Origin of the sequence: Methylophilus sp., from assembly GCF_052437885.1 — a bacterium.
In the GTDB taxonomy this organism is placed as follows: domain Bacteria; phylum Pseudomonadota; class Gammaproteobacteria; order Burkholderiales; family Methylophilaceae; genus Methylophilus.
Window position 1 is genome coordinate 188437 of the sequence record NZ_JBQVPB010000001.1, and the last position, 20598, is coordinate 209034.

Consider the following 20598-nt stretch of genomic DNA (forward strand, 5'->3'; position numbering starts at 1 on the left):
CTGGTGTCATACCGCAATGGTGGTGCTCGTTCTGCGCCTGACTATTGTAGGAAAACTTTTATCCAGTCACCACTGAGCCAGGCCTGTACTGGCTGCCGCCCACCCGCAAGCCCCGATCTGAACAGCTCGGGGCTTGTTGTTTTCTTGTCCGATGATTCCTACGTCAAATTCAGCTGAAACGGTATACAGCGTTTGCGGCAAAGCCTGCATGATTGAGCCTCCAGACATTGAGTGATCAGCCTAGCACTAGCAATGACCTTGATCACTCTATCTTCAACATTTGTAGGTAAGGTTTTAGGAGAAGTTCATGCTGCATACCATTTTGATTGTGCTGTTAATTCTTGCTCTGATAGGAGCCTTGCCAACCTGGCCACATAGCGCTAAATGGGGCTATTACCCAAGTGGCGGCCTGGGCCTGGTGCTTTTGATCTTGATTATTCTGGCGCTCACTGGCGGGGCATAATTGCCGCCTGATGAAGCACTGTCGCTTAACAGCAAGTCGAGCAGGAGGTTTTATCATGAGTCAGGCCCAGGGTTCTAGTGAATATGATGCAAACGAAGTCGGTAGTGGTATTTCTTTAGCCAGTGTGACTGTGGGCATCATCGCCGCAGCGCTGTTTCTATTGATCTCTTCCTACCTGTCCAATGACGCCAGCTGGAACATTCCCAGCGACCGAGCCTGGGTTTCCACCAGTCTGACCGGCAATGATCTGTCTGCAAACGCATGGCAGGTGCCATCGACCGAGCAATTGCGCACCAAGCTGCCCCAGTCACACAATAATGATGCACCGCATTTTTCAGACGCTTTATATAGCGCAGACTTCATGAATTCTTTTCCCGAGCCGACCTAGTAGCTATGCGGCCGGGAAAGGCTATACGGGTGTGTAAGCTGATCTTATAACCATATATTTCAAGGAAAAAAACATGACTAATCATTTGTGGAAAATTGCTGCCCTGGCCTTGCTGTTATCCGCTTGTAAAAGCACCCCCATGAACCCTGCTGTCAATGAAGGGTCCAGCGTGACGCGTCCCATCCCTGCCGCGCAGGAGAATAGCAACGCTGATGCGCCTGCCGCACCTAACAAGATCACCATTAAAACCGTGGACGTAGATTCCGGCAAAGATCAGCTGAGTGCGGCTGAACTGGCAAAACGCCAGATCTTCTTTGATTACGATAGCGATGCCATCCGCGACGAATACCGCGGCCTGATCACGCATCACGCTAAATACCTGGCGGCACATCCGCAAACCAAAGTGGTGGTACAAGGCAACACCGATGAGCGTGGCAGCCATGAATACAATCTGGCCCTGGGCCAGCGGCGTGCAGTGGCAGTGAAAAATGCACTCAATATCGAGGGGGTGAATGACCAGCAGATAGAAACAGTGAGCTACGGTGAAGAACGCTCCAAGCAGAATTGTGCCGAGGAAGATTGCTTCCAGCATGACCGCCGCGTGGATGTGGTGTATTCAGGCCAGTAAGCAAGGTCTGTGGCCAGCGCTATCTGGCTGTGTCAGATAGCGCCTACTGCGGAATCAGCGCTTTCACTATACTGAAAAGTCATGCAAATTGAGACTATGTCGTTAACAGGAGTGTCTGGCTTAGAGCGCTTCTGTTGTTCCCTGAGACCCCCAATCTTTTTTCCCACTTCGGTGGGATTTTTTTTCTGAGACTCCCGGTGAATATCAAATGAATCAACCACTTAGTGTGTGGATTCTTACAACAAACTCAGCCTGGAAGCACTACACCAGGTGGCAGGTTTGCCGCATGATGGCTTTGAAAATAAAGTTAAGCAAATCAAATTCGTAGGGAAAGTTAAACCACAGGTAAGCCATGGCAAAAAGTTATCTCAACAAACAAAAAATAAGCACCATCACCACCATGGCTATTTCGGCAGGCGCCGTGGCTGCGTCAGTGTTGATGATGTTCGTCATATTTATCGCCACTATCCTGATGATAGGCATAGTGCTGAGCTGATGGGGGAGATCACAATGACTGTCGTTCCTGATCCTGCCAGCGCCGTGGCACTTCGTTTTGAGATCATCAAGCGCCTGGCGCCCGGTTTCCGTCACCGCATGCTCGGGCGCATGCAACCCATCGCCCTGTTATCGCAGCTGATGGACAAAAAGATACAGGCAGGGCAAACCGAATCCGGCTTTCTGTTAAAACGGCTAAAGGAACTCAAGGATTCATTGAGTGCCGCGACCAACGCCACAGTGGATCTGTTCAGCTGGCTGAACCCAGACGATCAAAACCTGCAGCCCCTGAATAGCATAGTAGAAGAGTGCCTGGACCTGCTGAAAATGGATATTTATACCAGCAACGTCGTGTTTCACAACACCATCACCTCGCCGGCGCTGGTTAAGGCAAGCAGGCTCAGGCATGTGCTGGCAGCCTGCCTGCTCACTTATATAGATAGCACTGAAAAGGCGGCGCAAGTGACGCTGTCAGCACAGCAGGTGGCCGGGGACTGGGTGTTAGAAATGGCCATGCAGCCTGCCGACGCTGCACCTAAACAGGCGAATGCTTTAGCTACTTTTGTCAATTGGGGTTCTATCGCGCTGATCAGTGAGGGCGCCCTGTTTTCAAAAGAACAGCAGCGTATCGTGATATCCAATCTGGTTTAAGCTGCTTAACCACTTACATGCGCTAAATGCAGGCGCAGGCTGGCCAATCCTGAACCCTGGTTACAGCCCCAGATTGATAGATTCTATTTTTTCATAATCGAGTGGTTTGGTCAGATGCAGATCAAAGCCCGCATCCAGGGCCATCTGCCGGTCAGCCTCGGTACCATAGCCGGTCAGGGCGATCAGGTAGCACAGACTGATACTCTCTATTTTGCGTATCGCTTGCGCGACTTCATAGCCTGTCATATCCGGCAAGCCGATGTCGAGGAAGATGATGCTGGGTTGAAATTCTTGCGCCGCAGCCAGGCCCTGTTTGCCGGAATGGGCGGTCATCACCTCATTGCCAGCCAATTGCAATAGCGCCGACAGGGTGTTGGCAGCATCCTCATTATCATCCACAACCAGCACGCGCGCATTTTCGCGTGGCAACGATGGCGTTGCTTCTGCTGCCACCTGGTTTTGCGGTTGTTGCACCAGTTTCAATGCCAGGGTGAAGGTACTGCCCTGATGTTTGCCGGGGCTGCTGACGCGGATCTCGCCATGGTGCAGGTCGGTCAGGTTTTTAACCAGCGCCAGCCCTATGCCCAGGCCTTCCTGCGCGCGTTCTTCGGTATGTGCATGCTGCACAAACAGCTCAAAAATATTCTGCAGGTGATCTGCATCCAGGCCTATGCCGTTATCCGACACCTGGATCAGCACACAGTGGCCTTCCCTGACCACATTGATGGCGATGTGGCCACCCGTAGGCGTGAATTTGGCGGCATTATTGATCAGATTGCTGATGATCTGTATCAGGCGCACTTTATCGCCTGACACCCACAATGCTTGCTCAACGATGTTGATGCTCAGTTGATGGCCGCGGTCGTTGATCAGATTGCTGCTGCTTTCAGCGGCGGCCTCAACAAAGTCGCCTACATTCAGGGTCTCTATATCCAGCGATATCTTGCCCTGCGAGATCCTGGAAACATCCAGCAGGTCATCTACCAGTTTCACCATCTGGTCGGTCTGGCGCGAGATGATATCCAGCAGCTCAAACTCTTTGGCACTGAGATTGGTATTCAGGGTCTTGAGCAGCTTGATGGAGTTTCTGATCGGGCCCAGCGGGTTGCGCAGCTCATGTGCCAGCGTGGCGAGGAAGATATCTTTGCGCTTGTCTCTCTCGCGCACCTCCTGCTCTGCCAGGCTCAACCTGAGCAGGGCCTTGATATTCACCACCAGCTCTTCAGGCTCTATCGGTTCAAACAGGTAATTATCCGCACCGCATTCAATACCGTTGATCTTATCCACCAGCGTGATAAATGAGGCCGAGGTCTGCAGGATGGCGATGGCGTCAGTCGCCGGTTCAGATTTTAATCGCCTGCACACCTCAAAGCCGTTGATATCCGGCAAGCGGGTATCCAGCAAAACAAGGTTGGGCTGTTCGCTTTTGGCCATGGCCAGCGCATCTGCACCATTGGCGGCCTCTATCACCCTGAAACCGGCTTTGACCAGTATGCGGGATTTAGCATAGCGGGTGGCGTCGGTGTCATCCACATTCAATATTAAAAAATCACTGAGCGCGTGATCACTGATCATTGCGCCCCCTTTTGCCTGGGCGTGGCGCTGTCTTCAGCCAGCGTGCCTGCTTCCGGGGCTAGCGCGCGGGTCAAGGCCGCTGGCGTATCATCGCGCTGCATGCCCAGTAATTGCCTTAAGCTGGCCAGCAGGTCGGCTTTGAGCAAGGGTTTATGAAAGTAGGCATCGGCACCCAGGGCCAGGCCTTTACGTTCGTCTTCTACACTGGAGGCAATGATCACCGGCACTGCATTACGCTGCTCATCCTGTTTCAGGTCAGCTAACCAGCGCCATGAATCCTCACCTTTGAGCAGGATATCGAGTAACACCGCCGCCGGTCTCACCTGGCCCCATAAGGTATTGGCCTCGCGTAAAGAGCGGGCAGGCACCACCCTGAACTCGCTGTCTGCCAGGTAGCGTTCATACAGCAACTGCTCGTAGGCTTCGTCTTCAATGATCATCACCGGCAAGCGGTCATCAGCAACCGTTAATGCCGGCACCACCTCTTCAACCGGGTTGATCACTTTGTAGTAGGCGGGGACTGTCACCGAAAAAGTAGAGCCCTCGCCCAGAGTGCTCTCAACCGCGACCTTGCCTTTGAGCAGGGTGGCCAGGTTCTTGCACAGAGGCAGGCCCAGGCCGGTGCCTTTGACGCCTTTCTGCAAACGGTTCTCCACCTGGGAGAATTCCTCGAAAATAAGCTCCAGGTATTCCGGGGCGATGCCAAGGCCGCTATCTTTCACCGAGAAGGTCACGCATTGATCATTGGCGATAGAGACGCTGACATCTATGCTGCCGACCTCGGTGAATTTAAGCGAGTTGGAGATAAAGTTACGCAGGATCTGCGAGATCTTGGGCTCATCCTGAAACAGCTCTATATCTTCTTCAGGCAGCGTGAAATTTAGCGCCAGCTTGTTTGATACCAGCAACGGTTTCAGCATGCCTCTCAAGGCACTGATCATTTCGCTGACATAAAAAGTGGTCGGTTTGATCTCGGTCTTGCCGGCTTCTATCTTGGCGATATCGAGCAGGTCATTTACCAGGTCGCTTAAAGAGACAGCCCCTTTGAGTATGTACTGCACCTGGACTTCCTGCTCTGTGGTGAGCTCGCCATCCATTCTGTCCAGCAGCAGTTTTGCCAGCGCGCGTATAGAGTTGAGCGGCGTCCTGAACTCATGGCTCATGTTGGAGAGAAAGCGGGATTTCAGCTCGTCGGCACGGCGCAGATGACTGGCTTTTTCATCCAGCTCGGCATAGAGCGCCACCACGCCACGGTTGGTATCTTCCAGCTCTTGCGTCAGTGAAAGCAGTTCTTTTTGTCTGGCATTCAATTCATCCAGCGTGCGCAATAACTCGCGGTTCTGATGCTGCACTTCAGACAAGGAGATATTCGGTGCCAGTTCTGACAGCCCCGAGATCGAGCTGCCGACCATGGCCGGTGTCAGCAAGGGCGCAGTCGCCGGCAGGAACTTGTGCAGCGTGATGGTGGTGCCGCCACTGTTAGTGGTGATGTCAAAGCGGTCCATCAACCTTTTCGCACCTATCACCCCCAGCCCCATGCCGGTAGGGGATTGATAGCCGCCAGACAGCACCTGTTTGATATGCGGGATACCCGGGCCTTTGTCTTCGATCACGATCTTCAACAGCTGGGGCACGGTAGCGCCTTCTATCGAATATTCTATGCGGCCTTTGCCGGCGTAGTTATAGACGTTTCTTGCCAGCTCGGAAACCGAGGTAGACACGCGTGCCTGGTCTTGCAGGGCAAAGCCGCAAATAGCCGCGATATCTCTGGCGCGCTGTCGGGCAGCCAGGACATCAAATTCATTTTCGATACTTAAGGCGAGAAATCTGATAGCCATATAAGCCTAATTCCAAATAAGCCTAATTTAAGTTGCGCTTGAAAACCACAATGGTGGCGTCATCGCGGCCACGGGTAAAGTCCCGGTGTATCACCGCTGCAATAACAGATGAATGACGTTTTTCAAGTTGCGGATACTGTTCCAAAGTCCATTTTGTACCTATGCCATCGGAATGCATGATGACGATAGCGTCTTCGCTCCATTTATGTAAGAACTCCTGCGTCTTGTGCATATTGTTACCGACGATGCCGTTATGGCTGATCAGGTGCTGGCGGCTCTCCGGCCCGAATATACAGCCGGCGATATTACCCACGCCACAATAACGCAGCACATTGGCGCTGACATCCACTTTGGCGATGGCGACGGCTGCACCGCGGCTGCCGCGCATCAGTTGATGGCTGTTCTGCATGATGCGGTTGGGGTATAACTCGGGATCATCTTGCAGAGCTTGCACCGCTAATAAAGAAGCATCCGCTGCGCCCTGGCCATGGCCCAGGCCATCGGCAACCACTACACTCAGCGCATTGCTGGCACCGACCGCCGTCCAGGAGTCACCACACACATCTTCACTGGCGATAGGCAGGCACATATTGCCTATCTCCCAGAAATTTTGCGCGCTGATAGCGGGGTCTGCCCACATGATCATCAGCAGCACCGTGCCTTTATCATATTCTGAGTAAATATCGATAAAATGCGCCAGCCGTTTGATCGCGCCTAATCCTGTACCAGACGTGCCGGTAGAAGAATTGCCATCTTCAAAATTGATCTCCACATTGAGCATGCCTGGCCCGGAATCTACTGCCAGCACCTCTATACCATGTTTGTCGCCTTGCGAGATCGGCCGCAGGTAGATCTGCCCTGATTTGGCGTGCTTGCCGATATTGGTCGCCGCTTCAGTGATGATGATCGCCAGTTCGCCTGCGCGTATATCATCGAATCCTAGCTTGCGGCCTAAGTCTACGCCTGCCCTGCGCACCGATGAAACTTCGCTGAGTTCGCCTATATTATGGCAACTTTGTGTTCCGAAAATCATTACGCGAGTTTCCATTTTCTAATGATGACATGGGTGCCGTTGCCGGGTTGTGTTTCCAGATGAAACTCATCAGAAAGTTTTTTTGCGCCGCTTAACCCAAGTCCGAGGCCGCCACCGCTGGTATAGCCGTCGGTCAGTGCCAGTCCAACATCCTCAATACCAGGGCCATCGTCCGTAAATAACAGTTCAACGCCGGTTTTGGCCGATTCACTGAGCTTGCTTAAATGACATTCGCCGCCTTTGCCATATTTGAGCGTGTTACGGGCGAGCTCGCTGGCAGCGGTGATCATTTTGGTCTGGTCGACTATGCCGAACCCCAGAGCTATCAATTCCTCACGCACCAGTTTTCTTAAACGGACCACGTCCTCGTCACTGTACAACGGCATCACTACCGCGCCTGCTGCTGCTGTTTTCATCTAAACACCACGCGCCGTTGTTTTACACCCAGAGTAGCGGCTCATGTGTTCTGTTCTAACATGGCAATGCCACGCTCCACGTTAAGGGCGGTGATCACACCTTCCAGGGCCAGGCCCAGTTCAACCAGGGTGATGGCGACAGCGGGCTGCATGCCCACCACCACGGTCTTGGCATCCAGGATCTTGGCCATGGCAGCGGTGTTACTGATCATGCGGCCTATGAATGAATCAACGATATCCAGTGCAGAAATATCGATCAGCACGCCTTTGGCGCGGTCGCTCACGATACGATCGGTTAAATCTTCCTGTAAGGTCATGGCCAGCCGGTCATGCATATCGACCTGAATGGTAACAAGTAACAGCGAGCCCATCCTCAGGATTGGAATGCGTTCCATGGTTTCCCCTTAACCCACTAGTGGACTGGTGACAGATGCGCCGGTCTTTTTCAGCGCGACGACAAAAGCGTCTGCCAGGGTGGCTTTGGTGATCACATCTTCCAGATTCACACCCAGGTGCACTATGGTCTGCGCGATCTGCGGCCGGATACCGCTGATGATACAGTCGGCACCCATCAGGCGCGCAGCGGCTATGGTTTTCAGCAAGTGTTGCGCTACCAGGGTATCTACCGTAGGCACGCCGGTGATATCGATAATGGCGATCAGGGCGCCGGTTTCGACGATCTTTTGCAACAGGTTTTCCATCACTACCTGGGTTCTTGCGCTATCCAGGGTGCCTATCAGCGGCAAAGCCAGCACGTTTTGCCACAGTTGCACTACCGGCGTGGATAATTCGAGCAGTTCCTGCTGTTGGCGCAGGATGACCTGTTCGCGTGCTTTCTGGTAGACCTCTATCGTAAACAGGCCCAGGTTATCGAACAGTATGGTGGTGGTGGCCATTTCCTCAGCCAGTTGCTGGGGTTTATCTGCCAGCACGGTGCGCAGCAGTTTAAAGATGGGCTCTTTGAAAGAGAAGACAAAGCCCGCAGTTTCAGCCGGCGAGAAGCCCTGCCTGACCCTGGATTGAGAAAACTCGGTCAGCAACTGTTTTGTTTCGGCCCAGATACCTTCATTCAGGTTGTAAATGGTTGTTTTCGGGATATTGCTTTCCAGCAGTTTTAATAACTGCGCCGCCTGTTGCCGTATTTCTGATTCTGCCACTTTGTCAAAGCGTACGAGCTTTGTTTTCATGGTTAAGATCAATTCATCGACTAAAGCCTCTTCATTGCCTTTGATCACTTGTGCGAGTTGCAATGCTGATTCCTGACTCATTTTTATCTCCGTTGTTCGGTTGCCGGCGCATGGATCACCGTGTCTTTTTTTAAAAGCACTAAATCTTTATGTTTTAAACTGAAAAATGACTGCTGTATCTCGCAGTCTAACTGGTTTTGTCAGGATTTTGGAGGATTCTTACAATACCTGAAATTGTAAGTATTTTTTGTGATCTTGATTGAAGATTCTGAACATGCCTGACTATTTTTTTACTGGCTGATAGTTCAGTTGACTGTTAATTCTTACACCAAGTTCAGTCTCACTTCTATAGCAGCGCTGTTGGCTATGCCGCATGATTTATCTTCAATATTACTAATCACATAATCTTGCTGCGTTGGTTCCGGCAGCGTTGATTACCGTTAAAGGAGATCATTCATGTTGGGTACTATTCTGATCGGCTCTAATATCGTTGCTTTATTTGCACTGTTGCCTGCCTGGCCTTACAGCGCCAGGTGGGGCTATTGCCCTACCTGGGTCACAGGGGCTTTGTTGGTCACGCTGATAGGCTTGGCTATCGTGGGCGTTATCTAAGTGGTTGAATATGTTAGTGGTTGAGTATTAAAAGCGGCTGCTTTCATAATGAGTCAGCACGTTTGACCGGGCTGTGGAATAATAGGCTGACTAGTCAGGTACACCTTTAATGTCGCTAGATGCATGATTTTTTCGGTAGAAAATAATATGAATGCCTTGAAATGACTTTTTTATATCAGCTCGCGGTGCTAGGAGCGCCGTCAGATATTCAGATCAGTACACTCAGCGAAAGTCTGGCACAGGCATTGGCCCCCTTCAATCTCAGCTTAGGCCATGATGTGGCCTGGGAGATATTGCCCACCACGTTTAAACCGCATCAGCTGCAACCTGCTGCCGCGGTGTTTTTTGCCGATCCGCTGGCAGATACTGCCAGCCTCGAAGAGTTGCTGCAACGCGGGGTACCGCTGTTGTCGGTAGTCTCCAGTCTGGATAAGGCGGCCGCTGAACTGCCTGCGATACTGCAACCGCTCAATCACTTGAGCTATGCCGATACCGGCGTCGATATGATTGCCGCCGCTCTTCTGGAAAGTGTGGGTCTATTGCCCAGGCAGCGGCGGGTATTTATCAGTTACAGGCGCGATGAGGCCGCGAAAGCGGCGACGCAATTGTTTAATGCGCTGGTGGAGCGGCAGTTTGATGTATTCCTCGATAGCCAGGGTACGGCGCCGGCTGCAGAGGAAGAAGCTTTGTCATGGCACCGCCTGTATGATGCCGATGTCTTGCTGATGCTGGACACGCCTGCCTATTTTGAGCAGCGCTGGACCAATGCCGAGTTCGGCCGCGTGCTGGCCAAAGGCATCAGCGTGTTGAAAGTCAGCTGGCCTGACGCCGGTGCTTCAATGAGATCAGCCACCGCCAGCGTGGTGAAACTTGCAGCGACCGATATCACGCATGATTCGGGGCTTATGGCTGACGATGCACTGGTGCGCATTTGCCAGCAACTGGAAGAAGTGCGTAGCCAGAACCATGCGGTACGCTCGGTGAATCTGATCAGCAGTATCCGTATCGCCATCCAGGCCATAGGCGGCAAAATGCTAGGCGTCAGTGCGCATAAAGCCGTGCATCTGCAATTGCCAGACGGCGAGCAACTGACCGTCTACCCGACCGCTGGCGTGCCGGTGCCATTCGATCTGCAAGCAGCGGTGATGCATACACCGGGCCAGCCGGTGGCAGTGGTTTACGACCCTATAGGCCTGCACCAGGAGGGGCTGGCGCACCTGGACTGGCTGAAGACGCATACGCAATCAGCCAGCTGGATCAAAGCGACTGAAGCCGATGCGCGATTTAGCAAGTGGGGGCATTAAGCATGGGCGCGATATTTCTTTCAGCCAGTGTGCCGTTGACGCACCGCGGCACTTACCACGAGACGGCCAACCCTTTCCTGATCCAGTGTGCGGTGCGTGAATTGTTGCTCACGGTGATTCGCCAGCATAAAATCATCTGGGGCGGGCACCCGGCCATCACACCCATGCTGTGGAGTATTTGTGAAGACCTGGGCGTAGATTATGCCGAGGCCGTGGTGTTATACCAGAGCAGGTTTTTTGCGGATGATTACCCGCAAGAAAACCAACAATTCGGCAATGTGGTGTTTACCGAAGCCGTGGCCGGAGACCGTGAAGCCAGTGTGTTGCAGATGCGCAAGCAGATGCTCTCCAGGCCAGACCTGAGCGGCGCTGTGTTCATAGGTGGCATGGAAGGCGTGGAAACCGAGCATGCCATCTTTAAATATTATCATCCGCAGGCCAGCGTGCTGGCGGTGCCTTCACCCGGTGGTGCTGCTTTGAACCTGGCCCTGGACTATGGTTATGGCACGCAGGCCGATCTGGCTGATATCGATTTCGCGCGCCTGTTCCATACGCATTTCTCCTATACCAGTCACCACTCTATCCAGTAGCGCCTGCCCGTCATATAAGCTTCACTACACCGGCATTCGGCCAGCCAACAATCTTCAGTTAGATATTCAGCGCCTTTAGGTTTAAAGTACCATGCATGGTTTTGATCAACAGGGTAATGTATGGCGCGCAGAGTCTTCTACAGCTTTGATTATGAAAGCGATTGCTGGCGTGCCTCCATGGTGCGCAATATCGGCGTGGTGGAAGGCAATCAGGCAGCCAGGGATAACACCTGGGAAAGCGTCAAGCGCGGTGATGCGGCAGCCATCATGGACTGGATAGACGAGGAACTCAATGGCCGTAGCTGTACTATAGTGCTGATAGGGGCAGAGACTGCCAGCAGCCGCTGGGTGAATTATGAGATCGCACAATCGCTGGACAGTGGCAAAGGCATGTTCGGCATACGCATACACAGATTACTTGACCAGAACCAGCAGGAGTCTGTTGCCGGCCCTGACCCTTTCACGACAATGAGCTTGCCGGACGGCAGGCAATTATCAACCATCATCCCCACTTATGACCCGCCAGGGGCCAGCAGTAAAGAAGTCTATGCCCATATCAGTGAGCATCTGCAACAATGGATAGAGGCCGCCATCGCCAACCGGCTGCGCTAAATGGCCGTGGTCAGGCGCAGCCATTTTCTGCCAGCCAGGATGAGCCAGACATCAAGTGTTTGATTGCATATACGCGGATCACCCGCTATAGATTAGCGACACCTACAAACTAATCAGAGATTAGAGTCTTATCCTGATTTTGCCCCCTGTTTAAAGTTGAGACTGTCATTGGCTGTGGTGCAGGCCTGCGCTCCTCGTTTGTGGCCATTCAATGCATATTTTAACTTTATAAAGGAAGCACTATGCGTGCACTGACCTACCATGGAAGCAACGATGTTCGAGTCGAGAACATGCCTGACCCTATCCTGACTGCAGAGGATGACGTGATTTTGCGGGTGACAGCTACCGCCATTTGCGGTTCTGACCTGCACCTGTATCGCGGCAAGATCCCGGAAGTGAAAGATGGCGATATTCTGGGGCATGAATTCATGGGCGTGGTGGAAGATGTAGGCCCCGGCGTCACCAGCGTGCAGAAAGGTGATCGCGTGATCATCCCGTTCGTGATCGCCTGCGGGCACTGTTTTTTCTGTGAGAAAACCCAGTATGCCGCTTGCGAGACCACCAACCCGGATAGGGGTGCATCACTGAATAAAAAGGATATCAAACCGCCTGCGGCACTGTTTGGCTATAGTCACTTGTATGGTGGCGTGCCGGGCGGGCAGGCTGAACTGGTGCGCGTGCCGCATGGCAATGTAGGCCCGTTTAAAGTACCGGGTTCGCTGGCAGATGAGCAGGTATTATTTCTCACCGATATTTTGCCTACTGGTTATCAGGCATTGCTCAACGCCGATGTAGGGCCTGGTTCCAGCATCGCCATTTTCGGCGCCGGGCCAGTCGGCCTGATGGCTGCAGCCTGTGCCCGCATGCTGGGTGTAGAAACCATATTCATGGTCGATCACCACCAGTACCGCCTGGATTTCGCCCAGGAAGCTTACGACACCATCAGCATCAACTTTGACGACAATGATGACCCGGCAGAGCTGATCATACAGCAGACCGGCCACCGCGGCGTAGATGCCAGCATAGATGCCGTGGGCTTTGAAGCCAAAGGCAGTCTGGTAGAAACGACGCTGACCAGCCTGAAACTGGAGACCAGCAGTGGCCAGGTATTGCGTCAATGTATCGCCGCCACCCGCAGGGGCGGCGTGATTAGCATCCCTGGCGTTTACGCCGGCTTTATTCACGGCTTTCTGTTGGGCGATGCATTTGATAAAGGCATCACTTTTAAAATGGGCCAGACCCATGTGCATCGCTACCTGAACGAATTACTTGAGCACATAGAAGAGGGCAGGTTGCATCCGGCCGATATCATCACCCATCGCATGTCGCTGGAAGATGCCGCCAGGGGCTACGACATCTTTAACAACAAGCAGGAAAACTGCCGCAAAGTGATACTGATACCCGGTGCGAAATCCATGGACGATAAACAACTGGTCACGGTTGATTAAGTCTGTGTGTCAGATGAATCTGCGGGCATTTGCATCAAAGTCTTACGCGGCTATCAGCCGGGTGCGGATAATCAGCAGGCAGGTGCACCGTTAAACTGTGTCTTAACGGTGCTTTAACTTCTACCTCTGAAAGCTGGCACAACGGAATTGAATAAGGAAACAAGCATGCTGATAAGCCAGATAATGACCCCGGAAGTGATCGTCGCCTCGCCTGACGACACCCTGCGCAGCGCCGCGCAACTCATGGCAGAGCATGATTTAGGCATATTGCCTATCTGCGAGCACGGTGAGTTGATAGGCATGCTGTCCGACAGGGATATCACCATACGCGCGGTGGCCCAGGGCTTGTCGCTGGATCAGACCAGGATCAACCAGCTACTGGGTACCGAAGCTAAATATATGTATGACGACCAGACAGTAGAGGATGCAGCGCGCTATATGCAGCGTTTTCAGGTGCGCAGATTGCCGGTGCTGAACAGCGAATATCAATTAGTCGGTATTGTCTCGCTGGCTGATCTGGCGCTTACAGATAGCTCGGTGGCGACAGAAGCACTGATAGGCATCTCCCAGCCAGCCTGAAACAGGCCTGCTCGCCTGTATGCATCAGCAGCTTAAATCAGAAATAGCGCTATGAAGCGCCCAGACTGATATCACTGTAAGCCGGTTGCTGGCCAGCCGGGATATTCACTCTGGGCTGTGTCGCAGGCTGCATGGCGGTATCTAGCGCGTGTATCACCTTTTCGGTAAACAAACGGTCATCGCTGGTGAGCACGCAATGTTCTCCGCCAGCAGTATGGATCACCACTGAGTATTTGGCGCCGCCAGCAACCCATAAAACGATTCCCAGCAATACACAAAAGCCTCCTAGTGCAAACAGACTGCCTTCGTCCAGCAGCAATGCTATGCCACAAAAAAACAGAATCAACGCCGCGATGCGTTTGGGTTCTACCAGCCTGGCCTCGACCTGGTGAATGTCGGCGATGGCATAGCTTTTGCCATGCACATTCAAATGCTGGAGACTGACTTTTATATCAGCATGACTGAACAATATATTTTCATCCATAACTTGACCTTTTCTAGGTTTAAGCGGGGGAGAAGAATGGATGAATAAAACAGCAACCACTGATATGCCCACGCGAACTGCGTGTTACGTTAGCCAGCGAAATCATTCGCATGCTGCAGCAGTAAGCAAACTACCAGGGGAGCACGAGAGGGAGATCTACATTAAACAATTTAAGACAACTACTCTGATGTATGGGCCTTAACGGCTACAAAGAGAAGCGAGTTTTAACACTGCTTTCGAGAGGTGAAAGTTCAATATACGCTTATTTTTCAGCAATCACAGTATCTTTTCATATGTTAATTTAAGCGTTCATGAATTGGCGTTTTTTTCAAAAAAATAATTCAGAATCAGTCACTTGCAAACATGCTTTTATGACAGTGGTATGAAGCTCTCATTTTTACGCCCACGCTGGCAGCAATAAAAATTCACGCCCGAAAGCATCTGGCACCTCTTAAGACCACCCCTGGCGCAGCCGTATTGCGTCCGACGATTCCTACAAAAAATTCAGTAGAAATTGTATGGAGCAGGCTGTGATAAATCCGCATGATTGAGCCTCATTCTACTGGGCATGACACGCATGCCCTGCTAGTGAAAAGGTTGCGGTTTTACTGCATGCAGCAAGCGCAATCCAGCGGTTAATCTTTTATTAATTTATTTGATTTTTGGAGGGATCATGGTTGGGGATGTGTTGATCGGGCTACTGATAGTGGCTTTATTTTTTGCAATGCCAGCATGGCCGTACAGTACCAAATGGGGTTATTACCCGATCGGGATCATAGGATCAGCACTTGTTCTAATGCTGATCTTGTCGCTGATAGGCTTGGTTTGAGCCTGGGCAAAGGCCCGGTTTCAAAGCAGCCCTGAAAGCAGTTTGTACCAGTTGAAACAAAAACTTAATTATAAATTTATGGAGCTACATCATGGCACAAGCTATTTTATCCACTGACCCGTCAGCGGGTCGCACAAGTAATCTCACTCAGGTGAATGCTATTAATGGCAGTGCCATCTCCTGGTCTGCCATCCTGCTGGGCGCAGTCGCTGCGGCGGTGCTGTCGCTGATTCTTTTTCTGCTGGGCACCGGCCTTGGCTTGTCTTCCATCTCGCCGTGGGCGCATGATGGGGTGACGGCCGCCACTTTTGGCATTGCCGCCATTATCTGGATCACAGTGACGCAAGCACTGGCTTCTGGCCTGGGCGGTTATCTGACTGGCCGACTGCGTGTGCGCTGGCAGGATACTGACGCGGATGAGGTGTATTTCCGTGATACTGCGCATGGCTTTATCGCCTGGGGTATCGCCACACTGGCAACGGCTGCCTTGCTGACCAGTGTGATCGGTTCGGTAGTCAGCACTGGTGTGCAGGCGACGGCCAGCGTAGCCGGTGGTGCGGCAGCAGCAGGTGCAGTTGCAGCGCATAGTGCCGCTGCAGCAAATGGTGCCGCTGATAACCAGGCCGGCGATCAGGGTAGTGACGCTTCCGCTTATTTTGTCGATGCCTTGTTCAGACCGAATGCCAGCACTGCGGTGACCGATACGCCTGACCACGACCCGGCGACTGACCACCAGCATGCTGCCGCTCATCATGCGACTAACACTGTACAGGCGACAGAACTGCCGACAGCTGAGGTAGGGCGTATCTTCGCCACTTCACTGGCGAACGGTGCTTTGTCAGCTGAAGATACCAGCTATGTTGCGCAATTGATCTCCCAGCATACCAATCTGACCCAGCAGGAAGCTGAGACACGCGTGAAAGAGATCTACAACAACGTGCAGACTAAAGCGAAAGAAGCCGAAACCAAAGCCAAGGAAGCTGCTGATAAAGCGCGCAAGGCTTCTGTAGGGATCACATTGTGGTTGTTTGTTTCATTGCTGATCGGTGCATTCTCAGCCAGCCTGGCTGCTACCTGGGGTGGTCGCTGCCGTGATGCGTAATCGGGCTTGCTATCCTTCTCAATGCCAGCCTACTCAATATTGTTAATTTTGCGGGAGATTTAAAATGCGTTCATTACTACTGTTTTTTTTAGGCGTGCCTATTCCACTGATCATTCTGATCGCCCTATTTGTACGCTGACTGATAACAGTGCTTATGCCTGGCAACTGCAGGGATAAGCACTTAAAAGGCAGGCTCAATTTTAATGTTTAATGCGGAGGTCATATGCGCTCATTACTGCTGTACTTTATCGGTATCCCTATCCCTATCATCATCCTGATCGCTTTATTCGTACGTTGATCAGCTGGCAGCATTAAACAAGGCGAAGCATGCTTCGCCTTTTTTGCTGTTAAGCCCGCCGCTCGATAAACAGGCTGTTGCCGAGGATCTTTTTGGCTTGTTTTTTCGCCAGGCTGACAGCAGAAGACAGCTCATGCTGTGACCTGTATTTGCCCGGTTTTACTTTCACTGCCCCTATAGACAGGCTGACAAACGGATACTCCACCACTTTACCCTGCCGGTCTTCAGCCACTATGCCACCGGCCGCCTTGTGCGCCTCGTCATAAAAGGCGGCAATATCTTTTTCCAGGCTGGCCAGGATCTTTTTACAGCGCGCCTGCCAGTCTTCACTCTGGAAGATCACAATAAAATCATCACCGCCTATGTGGCCGACAAAATCAAAATGCTGGTCCACATGGTCAAGCAGCAGTTTGGCGGTATAGCTGATGATCTCATCGCCACGGCGAAAGCCATAAATATCGTTATATGGCTTGAAAGTATCCAGATCAAAATAGCAGACGCAGAATTTGCACTCAGACGCCAGCAGGCGCTCCAGCTGCTCATTGATGGGCACATTGCCGGGCAACAGGGTGATAGGGTTGGCGTAGCGCGCGGCGTTGATCTGCATCTGCGTCACTTCGCGCAACAGGTCCTGCCCGCGGCCTATGCCGAGGTAGCGGCCGTTGTCGGTGATGATAAAACCATTGCTGAAATGCTGCGCCTCTTCGGCGATGATGTCGCTGAGTGCCTTCAGGCTCATGGATTTCTCCACGATCAGCGGATGGGCATCCATAAAGGTCTCGGCGCAGCGGCGGTTGCCGTATAGCTCACGGCGGTAAGGCCGCGCCAGGTTATCTATCATGGCGTAGCGTGTGATCAGCCCGATAGGGATCTCGCCATCGACCACCGGCAGCATATGTATGCTGTTGTCGGACTCTATCAGCCGCATGACTTCGTTGTTGGTCATGTCGGCCGGGATAGGCGGGATGTACTTTAATAACTTGTTGACGTTGGAACGGTGATCTAGCGCCACATAGTTATTCTGGTAAAGATGCAGGGTGTTCCTCACCAGTTGTTTCTTTACCTCTGCATCTATAGACAGTATCAGCTCGGCTTCCGGCCGCCCGAGAAAATAGCCCTGGCCGAAGTCTATCTTGAGGTCTTTGATGATGCACAGCTCTTCATAGGCTTCTATGCCTTCGGCGATCACCTTGGCGCCGGAGTTCTGCGCTATCTGCTGGATAGAGCGTACGAACTCGAACTTGACCTGATCGAGATGGATATTGCGGATAAAGTGCTTGTCTATCTTGACGTAGTCCGGCTTCAGTTCTGACCACAGTCGCAAGCTGGAAAAACCTTCGCCCAGGTCATCCATGGCGATCTCAAAACCGATATTGCGGTAATACTGCACCGCTTCGCGCAGCAGGCCGTAATCCATGTTACGCGTCTGTTCGGTGACTTCGATAATGATCTGTTTGGGTTCCAGCCCCAGGCTGGCCAGATAGGCCAGGGTCTCGCCCTTGTTGGGGGCCGACATCAGCAACATTTCCGGCGTGCTGTTGAGAAACAGCTTGCGCGTCTTGCAGGTGGCGGCGTAATTCTCGAGCACGATCTGGCGGCTAAGGTGCTCCATTTCCGGCAAAAACAATTGTTCTTTGGCGGCATCGAACAGATCCAGCGGCGCGTGCAGGCTGGTCGCCGCCGGGCCGCGTATCAGGCCCTCAAAGCCGTAAATATCGGCACTCTGCAATGACACGATAGGCTGGTAGACCGAAGTCAGGTTGCGATTGAGCAGAATATCCAGGATAGCCTGCGAGTGCACATCACGGCTGCTTTCAAATAGCCGGCGCTGATCATCTGCCCACTTGGCGCCCCAGCTGTAAGCCAGGTTTGCGATTGATTGTGCGGTTCTATCCATAGGGGTATTCTTTTTGTGGGCGAGCATGCGCTGACTTATCTATTGATTACAATTCACTAGCAATAACGTATGCCATGGCCGCTAACTTAAACCAGAAACGCTTATTTCTGCTGATTTCACAAAAGATTCAAAATTGCAGCGAATATGTTAATAACGCTTTCCAGGTCATCAGCCTGCTGCGCATATCAGGCAAAGGCCAGGCAAAGGCCAGGTTGCCAGGCCTTTGCGCTCGCTGCTACACCAGCATTGTTAAACCAGCGTTGTTAAACCAGCGCTTCGAGCAGATCCGGCCCGAACACTTCTTTATGGATACTGGCGGCGGCAACGCCTGATTCGACTAAACGCTGTTTCTGCGCCTGCATAAAACCGCTAGGCCCACACATATAGATCTCTGCCTGTTTAAGCACGGCAGGCGGGATATCGGCAACCGTCAGCCTGCCGGGAGCGTCTGCTGCCTGGCCGGTATACAGCTTGAAGTTCAGTTGCGGCATAGATGCCATCGCCTGTTCGATATCAGCGCGGTGCAGATATTCCTCTGGTGAGCGCACCGCATACAACAGGTGCACAGGGTGTTGCGGGCTGACTTTGGCCAGGTGGTTCAGCGCCGAGATCATGGGGGTGATGCCCACGCCCGCCGCCAGCATGACGATAGGCTTATCGTGCCTGGCCTGGATGGCGAACTCGCCATAAGGGTGGCTGACGTCCAGCGTGTCACCCACTTTGAGATGGTCATGCAGCCAGTTGGAGACGGATTTATCTGCCGCCGTGCCGGTGAGATGCTCTTTCTTGACGGTGATGGACAAGCTGTTTTTGCCAGGTGCATCAGACAAGCTGTATTGTCTGGGCTGGCGCTGGCCATCGTCAAACGTGACGTAGACGCTGATGTATTGGCCGGGGATATATGCCGGCACTGCAGCCTGGCCCAGTGGCTGTAACCTGAAGGTTTTTGCGGTGGGGCTTTGCGCAATGACTTCTGCCACCTGCACCTGACTCAGCGCGCCTGGTGCCACTGTGTCGCCGTAGAGTTTTTTTTCTTCGGCGATCAGGGCAGCGGCCAGCGCGCCGTAGGCTTCTGCCCAGGCATCTATCAGTTCAGGGGTGGCGGCCTCGCCCAGCACTTCCTTGATAGCGCCCAGTAAATGCGTGCCCACGATAGGGTAAAGGTCGGCAGTGATGCCAAGAGAGGCATGTTTATGCACTATGCGCGTGATCACCGGCGCCAGCGCCTCAGGATTTTCAAAGTTGGCCGCATAGGCAAACACCGCTGCCGCCAGTGATTGCTGCTGTATGCCATCGGCCTGGTTACGCATATTGAACACATTCAGCAGTTGCGGATGCGCCTTGAACAGGTTGGCGTAGAACACGGTAGTGATCTGCACGCCGTGCTCGCGCAAGACAGGCACACTGGCTTTGATATAGGGAACTGCGCTTTCAGAAAACATCACTCTCTCCTTTTATATTATGCATAAAAAATGCATATTTAAACATCAAAAAAATGGGCAGTGTCGCCCAGGCATCTTGTTAGACTACCTGTCCTCAAACTACTAGTCTTATATAGTCGTATTGCAGAGTCTGTATCGCATCCGTGGACCTGCCCTTGAGGATGCTGGCCAGGGTATAGGTGTTCAATGTGTCGTAAAAACTATCCAGTGCATGGCTGAGCGCAGATTTAAGCCCGCATGCCGGATTCAGCACGCAGTGCAGGGATGCGCAATCGATCAGGTGTTCCGAACCTTCCAGCAACCTGACCAGGTCGCCGACCTTGATCTGTTCGGCAGGGCGGGCAAGCTCGATGCCGCCGGTGCGCCCGCGCAGCGAGCGTATATAGCCATGTCTGGTCAGGGTGGCAGACACCTTGACCAGGTGATTGCGCGCCATTTTAAATTGCAGGGCCACCTCAGCCACCGTGACCGGGGGCGATTGCCTGTCATTGACTGCCAGATACATCAGCAGCCGCAAGCCTAAATCTGAAAAGCGCGTGAGTTGCACACATATTCCTTGGTTGATTTAATGTGCATTATAAATGCATATTAAATCCCGTCAAGCACAGATTCTGCTATCGGAATATTCCTACATTTAATTCAGCAATAACTGCATAGCGGGTTTAATGGCATGCCTGCATGATTGAGCCTCAATAAATTTTAATAACTCAAAACAAAATTGCTCGCT

At 52.5% G+C, this 20598-nt stretch carries 23 protein-coding genes; 13 read left to right on the forward strand and 10 right to left on the reverse strand.

What is annotated here, in order from left to right:
- The first annotated feature begins 307 nt into the window (after window positions 1–307).
- From ACT6RZ_RS00965 to ACT6RZ_RS00985, 5 genes are all read left to right on the forward strand, one after another.
- Window positions 308–463 carry a DUF3309 family protein gene (locus tag ACT6RZ_RS00965; protein WP_379034328.1) on the forward strand — a complete coding sequence of 52 codons (156 nt, stop codon included), beginning with the start codon at window positions 308–310 and terminating at the stop codon, window positions 461–463.
- A 55-nt stretch (window positions 464–518) separates the two neighbouring features.
- Window positions 519–851, forward strand: coding sequence for a hypothetical protein (locus tag ACT6RZ_RS00970; RefSeq protein ID WP_444700320.1), 333 nt, complete (start codon window positions 519–521; stop codon window positions 849–851).
- A 73-nt stretch (window positions 852–924) separates the two neighbouring features.
- A complete protein-coding gene (pal, locus tag ACT6RZ_RS00975; RefSeq protein ID WP_444700321.1) occupies window positions 925–1479 on the forward strand; it encodes a peptidoglycan-associated lipoprotein Pal in 555 nt (184 codons plus the stop codon).
- 352 nt (window positions 1480–1831) lie between these two features.
- The gene (locus ACT6RZ_RS00980) at window positions 1832–1975 is read left to right on the forward strand and encodes a hypothetical protein (RefSeq protein WP_444700322.1); all 144 of its coding nucleotides are present in this window, start codon (window positions 1832–1834) and stop codon (window positions 1973–1975) included.
- Window positions 1976–1989: 14 nt separating this feature from the next.
- The gene (locus ACT6RZ_RS00985) at window positions 1990–2625 is read left to right on the forward strand and encodes a hypothetical protein (RefSeq protein WP_444700323.1); all 636 of its coding nucleotides are present in this window, start codon (window positions 1990–1992) and stop codon (window positions 2623–2625) included.
- A gap of 60 nt (window positions 2626–2685) precedes the next feature.
- Here ACT6RZ_RS00985 and ACT6RZ_RS00990 read toward each other — a convergent pair whose 3' ends face one another.
- The 6 genes from ACT6RZ_RS00990 to ACT6RZ_RS01015 are packed head-to-tail and all read right to left on the reverse strand — an operon-like array spanning window position 2686 to window position 8755.
- Entirely contained in the window at window positions 2686–4200 is a 1515-nt protein-coding gene (locus ACT6RZ_RS00990) for an ATP-binding response regulator (RefSeq protein ID WP_444700324.1), read from the reverse strand.
- Window positions 4197–6038, reverse strand: a complete 1842-nt coding sequence (locus ACT6RZ_RS00995; RefSeq protein WP_444700325.1) for an ATP-binding protein — start codon at window positions 6036–6038, stop codon at window positions 4197–4199. The genes ACT6RZ_RS00990 and ACT6RZ_RS00995 overlap by 4 nt, the downstream gene beginning before the upstream one ends.
- 22 nt (window positions 6039–6060) lie before the next feature.
- Window positions 6061–7071, reverse strand: a complete 1011-nt coding sequence (locus ACT6RZ_RS01000) for an ATP-binding SpoIIE family protein phosphatase (protein ID WP_444700326.1) — start codon at window positions 7069–7071, stop codon at window positions 6061–6063.
- Window positions 7071–7487 (reverse strand): ATP-binding protein, encoded by a 417-nt coding sequence (locus ACT6RZ_RS01005; protein WP_444700327.1) that lies wholly within the window; start codon window positions 7485–7487, stop codon window positions 7071–7073. The genes ACT6RZ_RS01000 and ACT6RZ_RS01005 overlap by 1 nt, the downstream gene beginning before the upstream one ends.
- Before the next feature lie 41 nt (window positions 7488–7528).
- The gene (locus tag ACT6RZ_RS01010) at window positions 7529–7882 is read right to left on the reverse strand and encodes an STAS domain-containing protein (protein ID WP_444700328.1); all 354 of its coding nucleotides are present in this window, start codon (window positions 7880–7882) and stop codon (window positions 7529–7531) included.
- A 9-nt stretch (window positions 7883–7891) separates the two neighbouring features.
- Window positions 7892–8755, reverse strand: a complete 864-nt coding sequence (locus ACT6RZ_RS01015; RefSeq protein WP_444700329.1) for an STAS domain-containing protein — start codon at window positions 8753–8755, stop codon at window positions 7892–7894.
- Window positions 8756–9130: 375 nt separating this feature from the next.
- Between ACT6RZ_RS01015 and ACT6RZ_RS01020 the strand changes: the two genes are divergently transcribed.
- From ACT6RZ_RS01020 to ACT6RZ_RS01045, 6 genes are all read left to right on the forward strand, one after another.
- Complete coding sequence (locus ACT6RZ_RS01020; protein WP_444700330.1) at window positions 9131–9286, forward strand: DUF3309 family protein; 156 nt, start codon at window positions 9131–9133, stop codon at window positions 9284–9286.
- Window positions 9287–9447: 161 nt separating this feature from the next.
- A complete protein-coding gene (locus ACT6RZ_RS01025) occupies window positions 9448–10590 on the forward strand; it encodes a toll/interleukin-1 receptor domain-containing protein (RefSeq protein ID WP_444700331.1) in 1143 nt (380 codons plus the stop codon).
- A 2-nt stretch (window positions 10591–10592) separates the two neighbouring features.
- Window positions 10593–11180: an SLOG domain-containing protein gene (locus tag ACT6RZ_RS01030; protein ID WP_444700332.1), complete on the forward strand. Its 588-nt coding sequence runs from the start codon at window positions 10593–10595 to the stop codon at window positions 11178–11180.
- Window positions 11181–11300: 120 nt separating this feature from the next.
- Window positions 11301–11792: a TIR domain-containing protein gene (locus tag ACT6RZ_RS01035; protein WP_444700333.1), complete on the forward strand. Its 492-nt coding sequence runs from the start codon at window positions 11301–11303 to the stop codon at window positions 11790–11792.
- Window positions 11793–12034: 242 nt separating this feature from the next.
- A complete protein-coding gene (locus tag ACT6RZ_RS01040; protein WP_444700334.1) occupies window positions 12035–13240 on the forward strand; it encodes a zinc-dependent alcohol dehydrogenase in 1206 nt (401 codons plus the stop codon).
- A 165-nt stretch (window positions 13241–13405) separates the two neighbouring features.
- Window positions 13406–13819, forward strand: coding sequence for a CBS domain-containing protein (locus tag ACT6RZ_RS01045; protein ID WP_444700335.1), 414 nt, complete (start codon window positions 13406–13408; stop codon window positions 13817–13819).
- A gap of 49 nt (window positions 13820–13868) precedes the next feature.
- Here ACT6RZ_RS01045 and ACT6RZ_RS01050 read toward each other — a convergent pair whose 3' ends face one another.
- Window positions 13869–14303 carry a DUF6232 family protein gene (locus ACT6RZ_RS01050; protein ID WP_444700336.1) on the reverse strand — a complete coding sequence of 145 codons (435 nt, stop codon included), beginning with the start codon at window positions 14301–14303 and terminating at the stop codon, window positions 13869–13871.
- A 673-nt stretch (window positions 14304–14976) separates the two neighbouring features.
- Here ACT6RZ_RS01050 and ACT6RZ_RS01055 point away from each other — a divergent pair.
- Both ACT6RZ_RS01055 and ACT6RZ_RS01060 read left to right on the forward strand, forming a co-directional pair.
- Window positions 14977–15132, forward strand: a complete 156-nt coding sequence (locus ACT6RZ_RS01055; RefSeq protein WP_444700337.1) for a DUF3309 family protein — start codon at window positions 14977–14979, stop codon at window positions 15130–15132.
- 91 nt (window positions 15133–15223) lie between these two features.
- Window positions 15224–16234: a hypothetical protein gene (locus tag ACT6RZ_RS01060; RefSeq protein ID WP_444700338.1), complete on the forward strand. Its 1011-nt coding sequence runs from the start codon at window positions 15224–15226 to the stop codon at window positions 16232–16234.
- Between the two features lie 347 nt (window positions 16235–16581).
- Here the strand turns inward: ACT6RZ_RS01060 and ACT6RZ_RS01065 are convergent, their stop codons facing one another.
- From ACT6RZ_RS01065 to ACT6RZ_RS01075, 3 genes are all read right to left on the reverse strand, one after another.
- Window positions 16582–18429, reverse strand: a complete 1848-nt coding sequence (locus ACT6RZ_RS01065) for a GGDEF domain-containing protein (protein WP_444700339.1) — start codon at window positions 18427–18429, stop codon at window positions 16582–16584.
- 263 nt (window positions 18430–18692) lie between these two features.
- Complete coding sequence (locus tag ACT6RZ_RS01070) at window positions 18693–19871, reverse strand: globin domain-containing protein (RefSeq protein ID WP_444700340.1); 1179 nt, start codon at window positions 19869–19871, stop codon at window positions 18693–18695.
- A 94-nt stretch (window positions 19872–19965) separates the two neighbouring features.
- Complete coding sequence (locus ACT6RZ_RS01075; RefSeq protein WP_444700341.1) at window positions 19966–20418, reverse strand: RrF2 family transcriptional regulator; 453 nt, start codon at window positions 20416–20418, stop codon at window positions 19966–19968.
- Window positions 20419–20598 lie beyond the last annotated feature (180 nt).

Coding starts and splice junctions, on each gene's coding strand:
- ACT6RZ_RS01015 (WP_444700329.1), bottom strand. CDS start 8,755: ATGAGTCAGGAATCAGCATTGCAACTCGCACAAGTGATCAAAGGCAAT.
- ACT6RZ_RS01045 (WP_444700335.1), top strand. CDS start 13,406: ATGCTGATAAGCCAGATAATGACCCCGGAAGTGATCGTCGCCTCGCCT.
- ACT6RZ_RS00965 (WP_379034328.1), top strand. CDS start 308: ATGCTGCATACCATTTTGATTGTGCTGTTAATTCTTGCTCTGATAGGA.
- ACT6RZ_RS01050 (WP_444700336.1), bottom strand. CDS start 14,303: ATGGATGAAAATATATTGTTCAGTCATGCTGATATAAAAGTCAGTCTC.
- ACT6RZ_RS01065 (WP_444700339.1), bottom strand. CDS start 18,429: ATGGATAGAACCGCACAATCAATCGCAAACCTGGCTTACAGCTGGGGC.
- ACT6RZ_RS01040 (WP_444700334.1), top strand. CDS start 12,035: ATGCGTGCACTGACCTACCATGGAAGCAACGATGTTCGAGTCGAGAAC.
- ACT6RZ_RS01005 (WP_444700327.1), bottom strand. CDS start 7,487: ATGAAAACAGCAGCAGCAGGCGCGGTAGTGATGCCGTTGTACAGTGAC.
- ACT6RZ_RS00995 (WP_444700325.1), bottom strand. CDS start 6,038: ATGGCTATCAGATTTCTCGCCTTAAGTATCGAAAATGAATTTGATGTC.
- ACT6RZ_RS01035 (WP_444700333.1), top strand. CDS start 11,301: ATGGCGCGCAGAGTCTTCTACAGCTTTGATTATGAAAGCGATTGCTGG.
- pal (WP_444700321.1), top strand. CDS start 925: ATGACTAATCATTTGTGGAAAATTGCTGCCCTGGCCTTGCTGTTATCC.
- ACT6RZ_RS01020 (WP_444700330.1), top strand. CDS start 9,131: ATGTTGGGTACTATTCTGATCGGCTCTAATATCGTTGCTTTATTTGCA.
- ACT6RZ_RS01055 (WP_444700337.1), top strand. CDS start 14,977: ATGGTTGGGGATGTGTTGATCGGGCTACTGATAGTGGCTTTATTTTTT.
- ACT6RZ_RS01060 (WP_444700338.1), top strand. CDS start 15,224: ATGGCACAAGCTATTTTATCCACTGACCCGTCAGCGGGTCGCACAAGT.
- ACT6RZ_RS01025 (WP_444700331.1), top strand. CDS start 9,448: ATGACTTTTTTATATCAGCTCGCGGTGCTAGGAGCGCCGTCAGATATT.
- ACT6RZ_RS01010 (WP_444700328.1), bottom strand. CDS start 7,882: ATGGAACGCATTCCAATCCTGAGGATGGGCTCGCTGTTACTTGTTACC.
- ACT6RZ_RS01000 (WP_444700326.1), bottom strand. CDS start 7,071: ATGATTTTCGGAACACAAAGTTGCCATAATATAGGCGAACTCAGCGAA.
- ACT6RZ_RS00985 (WP_444700323.1), top strand. CDS start 1,990: ATGACTGTCGTTCCTGATCCTGCCAGCGCCGTGGCACTTCGTTTTGAG.
- ACT6RZ_RS00970 (WP_444700320.1), top strand. CDS start 519: ATGAGTCAGGCCCAGGGTTCTAGTGAATATGATGCAAACGAAGTCGGT.
- ACT6RZ_RS00990 (WP_444700324.1), bottom strand. CDS start 4,200: ATGATCAGTGATCACGCGCTCAGTGATTTTTTAATATTGAATGTGGAT.
- ACT6RZ_RS01030 (WP_444700332.1), top strand. CDS start 10,593: ATGGGCGCGATATTTCTTTCAGCCAGTGTGCCGTTGACGCACCGCGGC.
- ACT6RZ_RS00980 (WP_444700322.1), top strand. CDS start 1,832: ATGGCAAAAAGTTATCTCAACAAACAAAAAATAAGCACCATCACCACC.
- ACT6RZ_RS01070 (WP_444700340.1), bottom strand. CDS start 19,871: ATGTTTTCTGAAAGCGCAGTTCCCTATATCAAAGCCAGTGTGCCTGTC.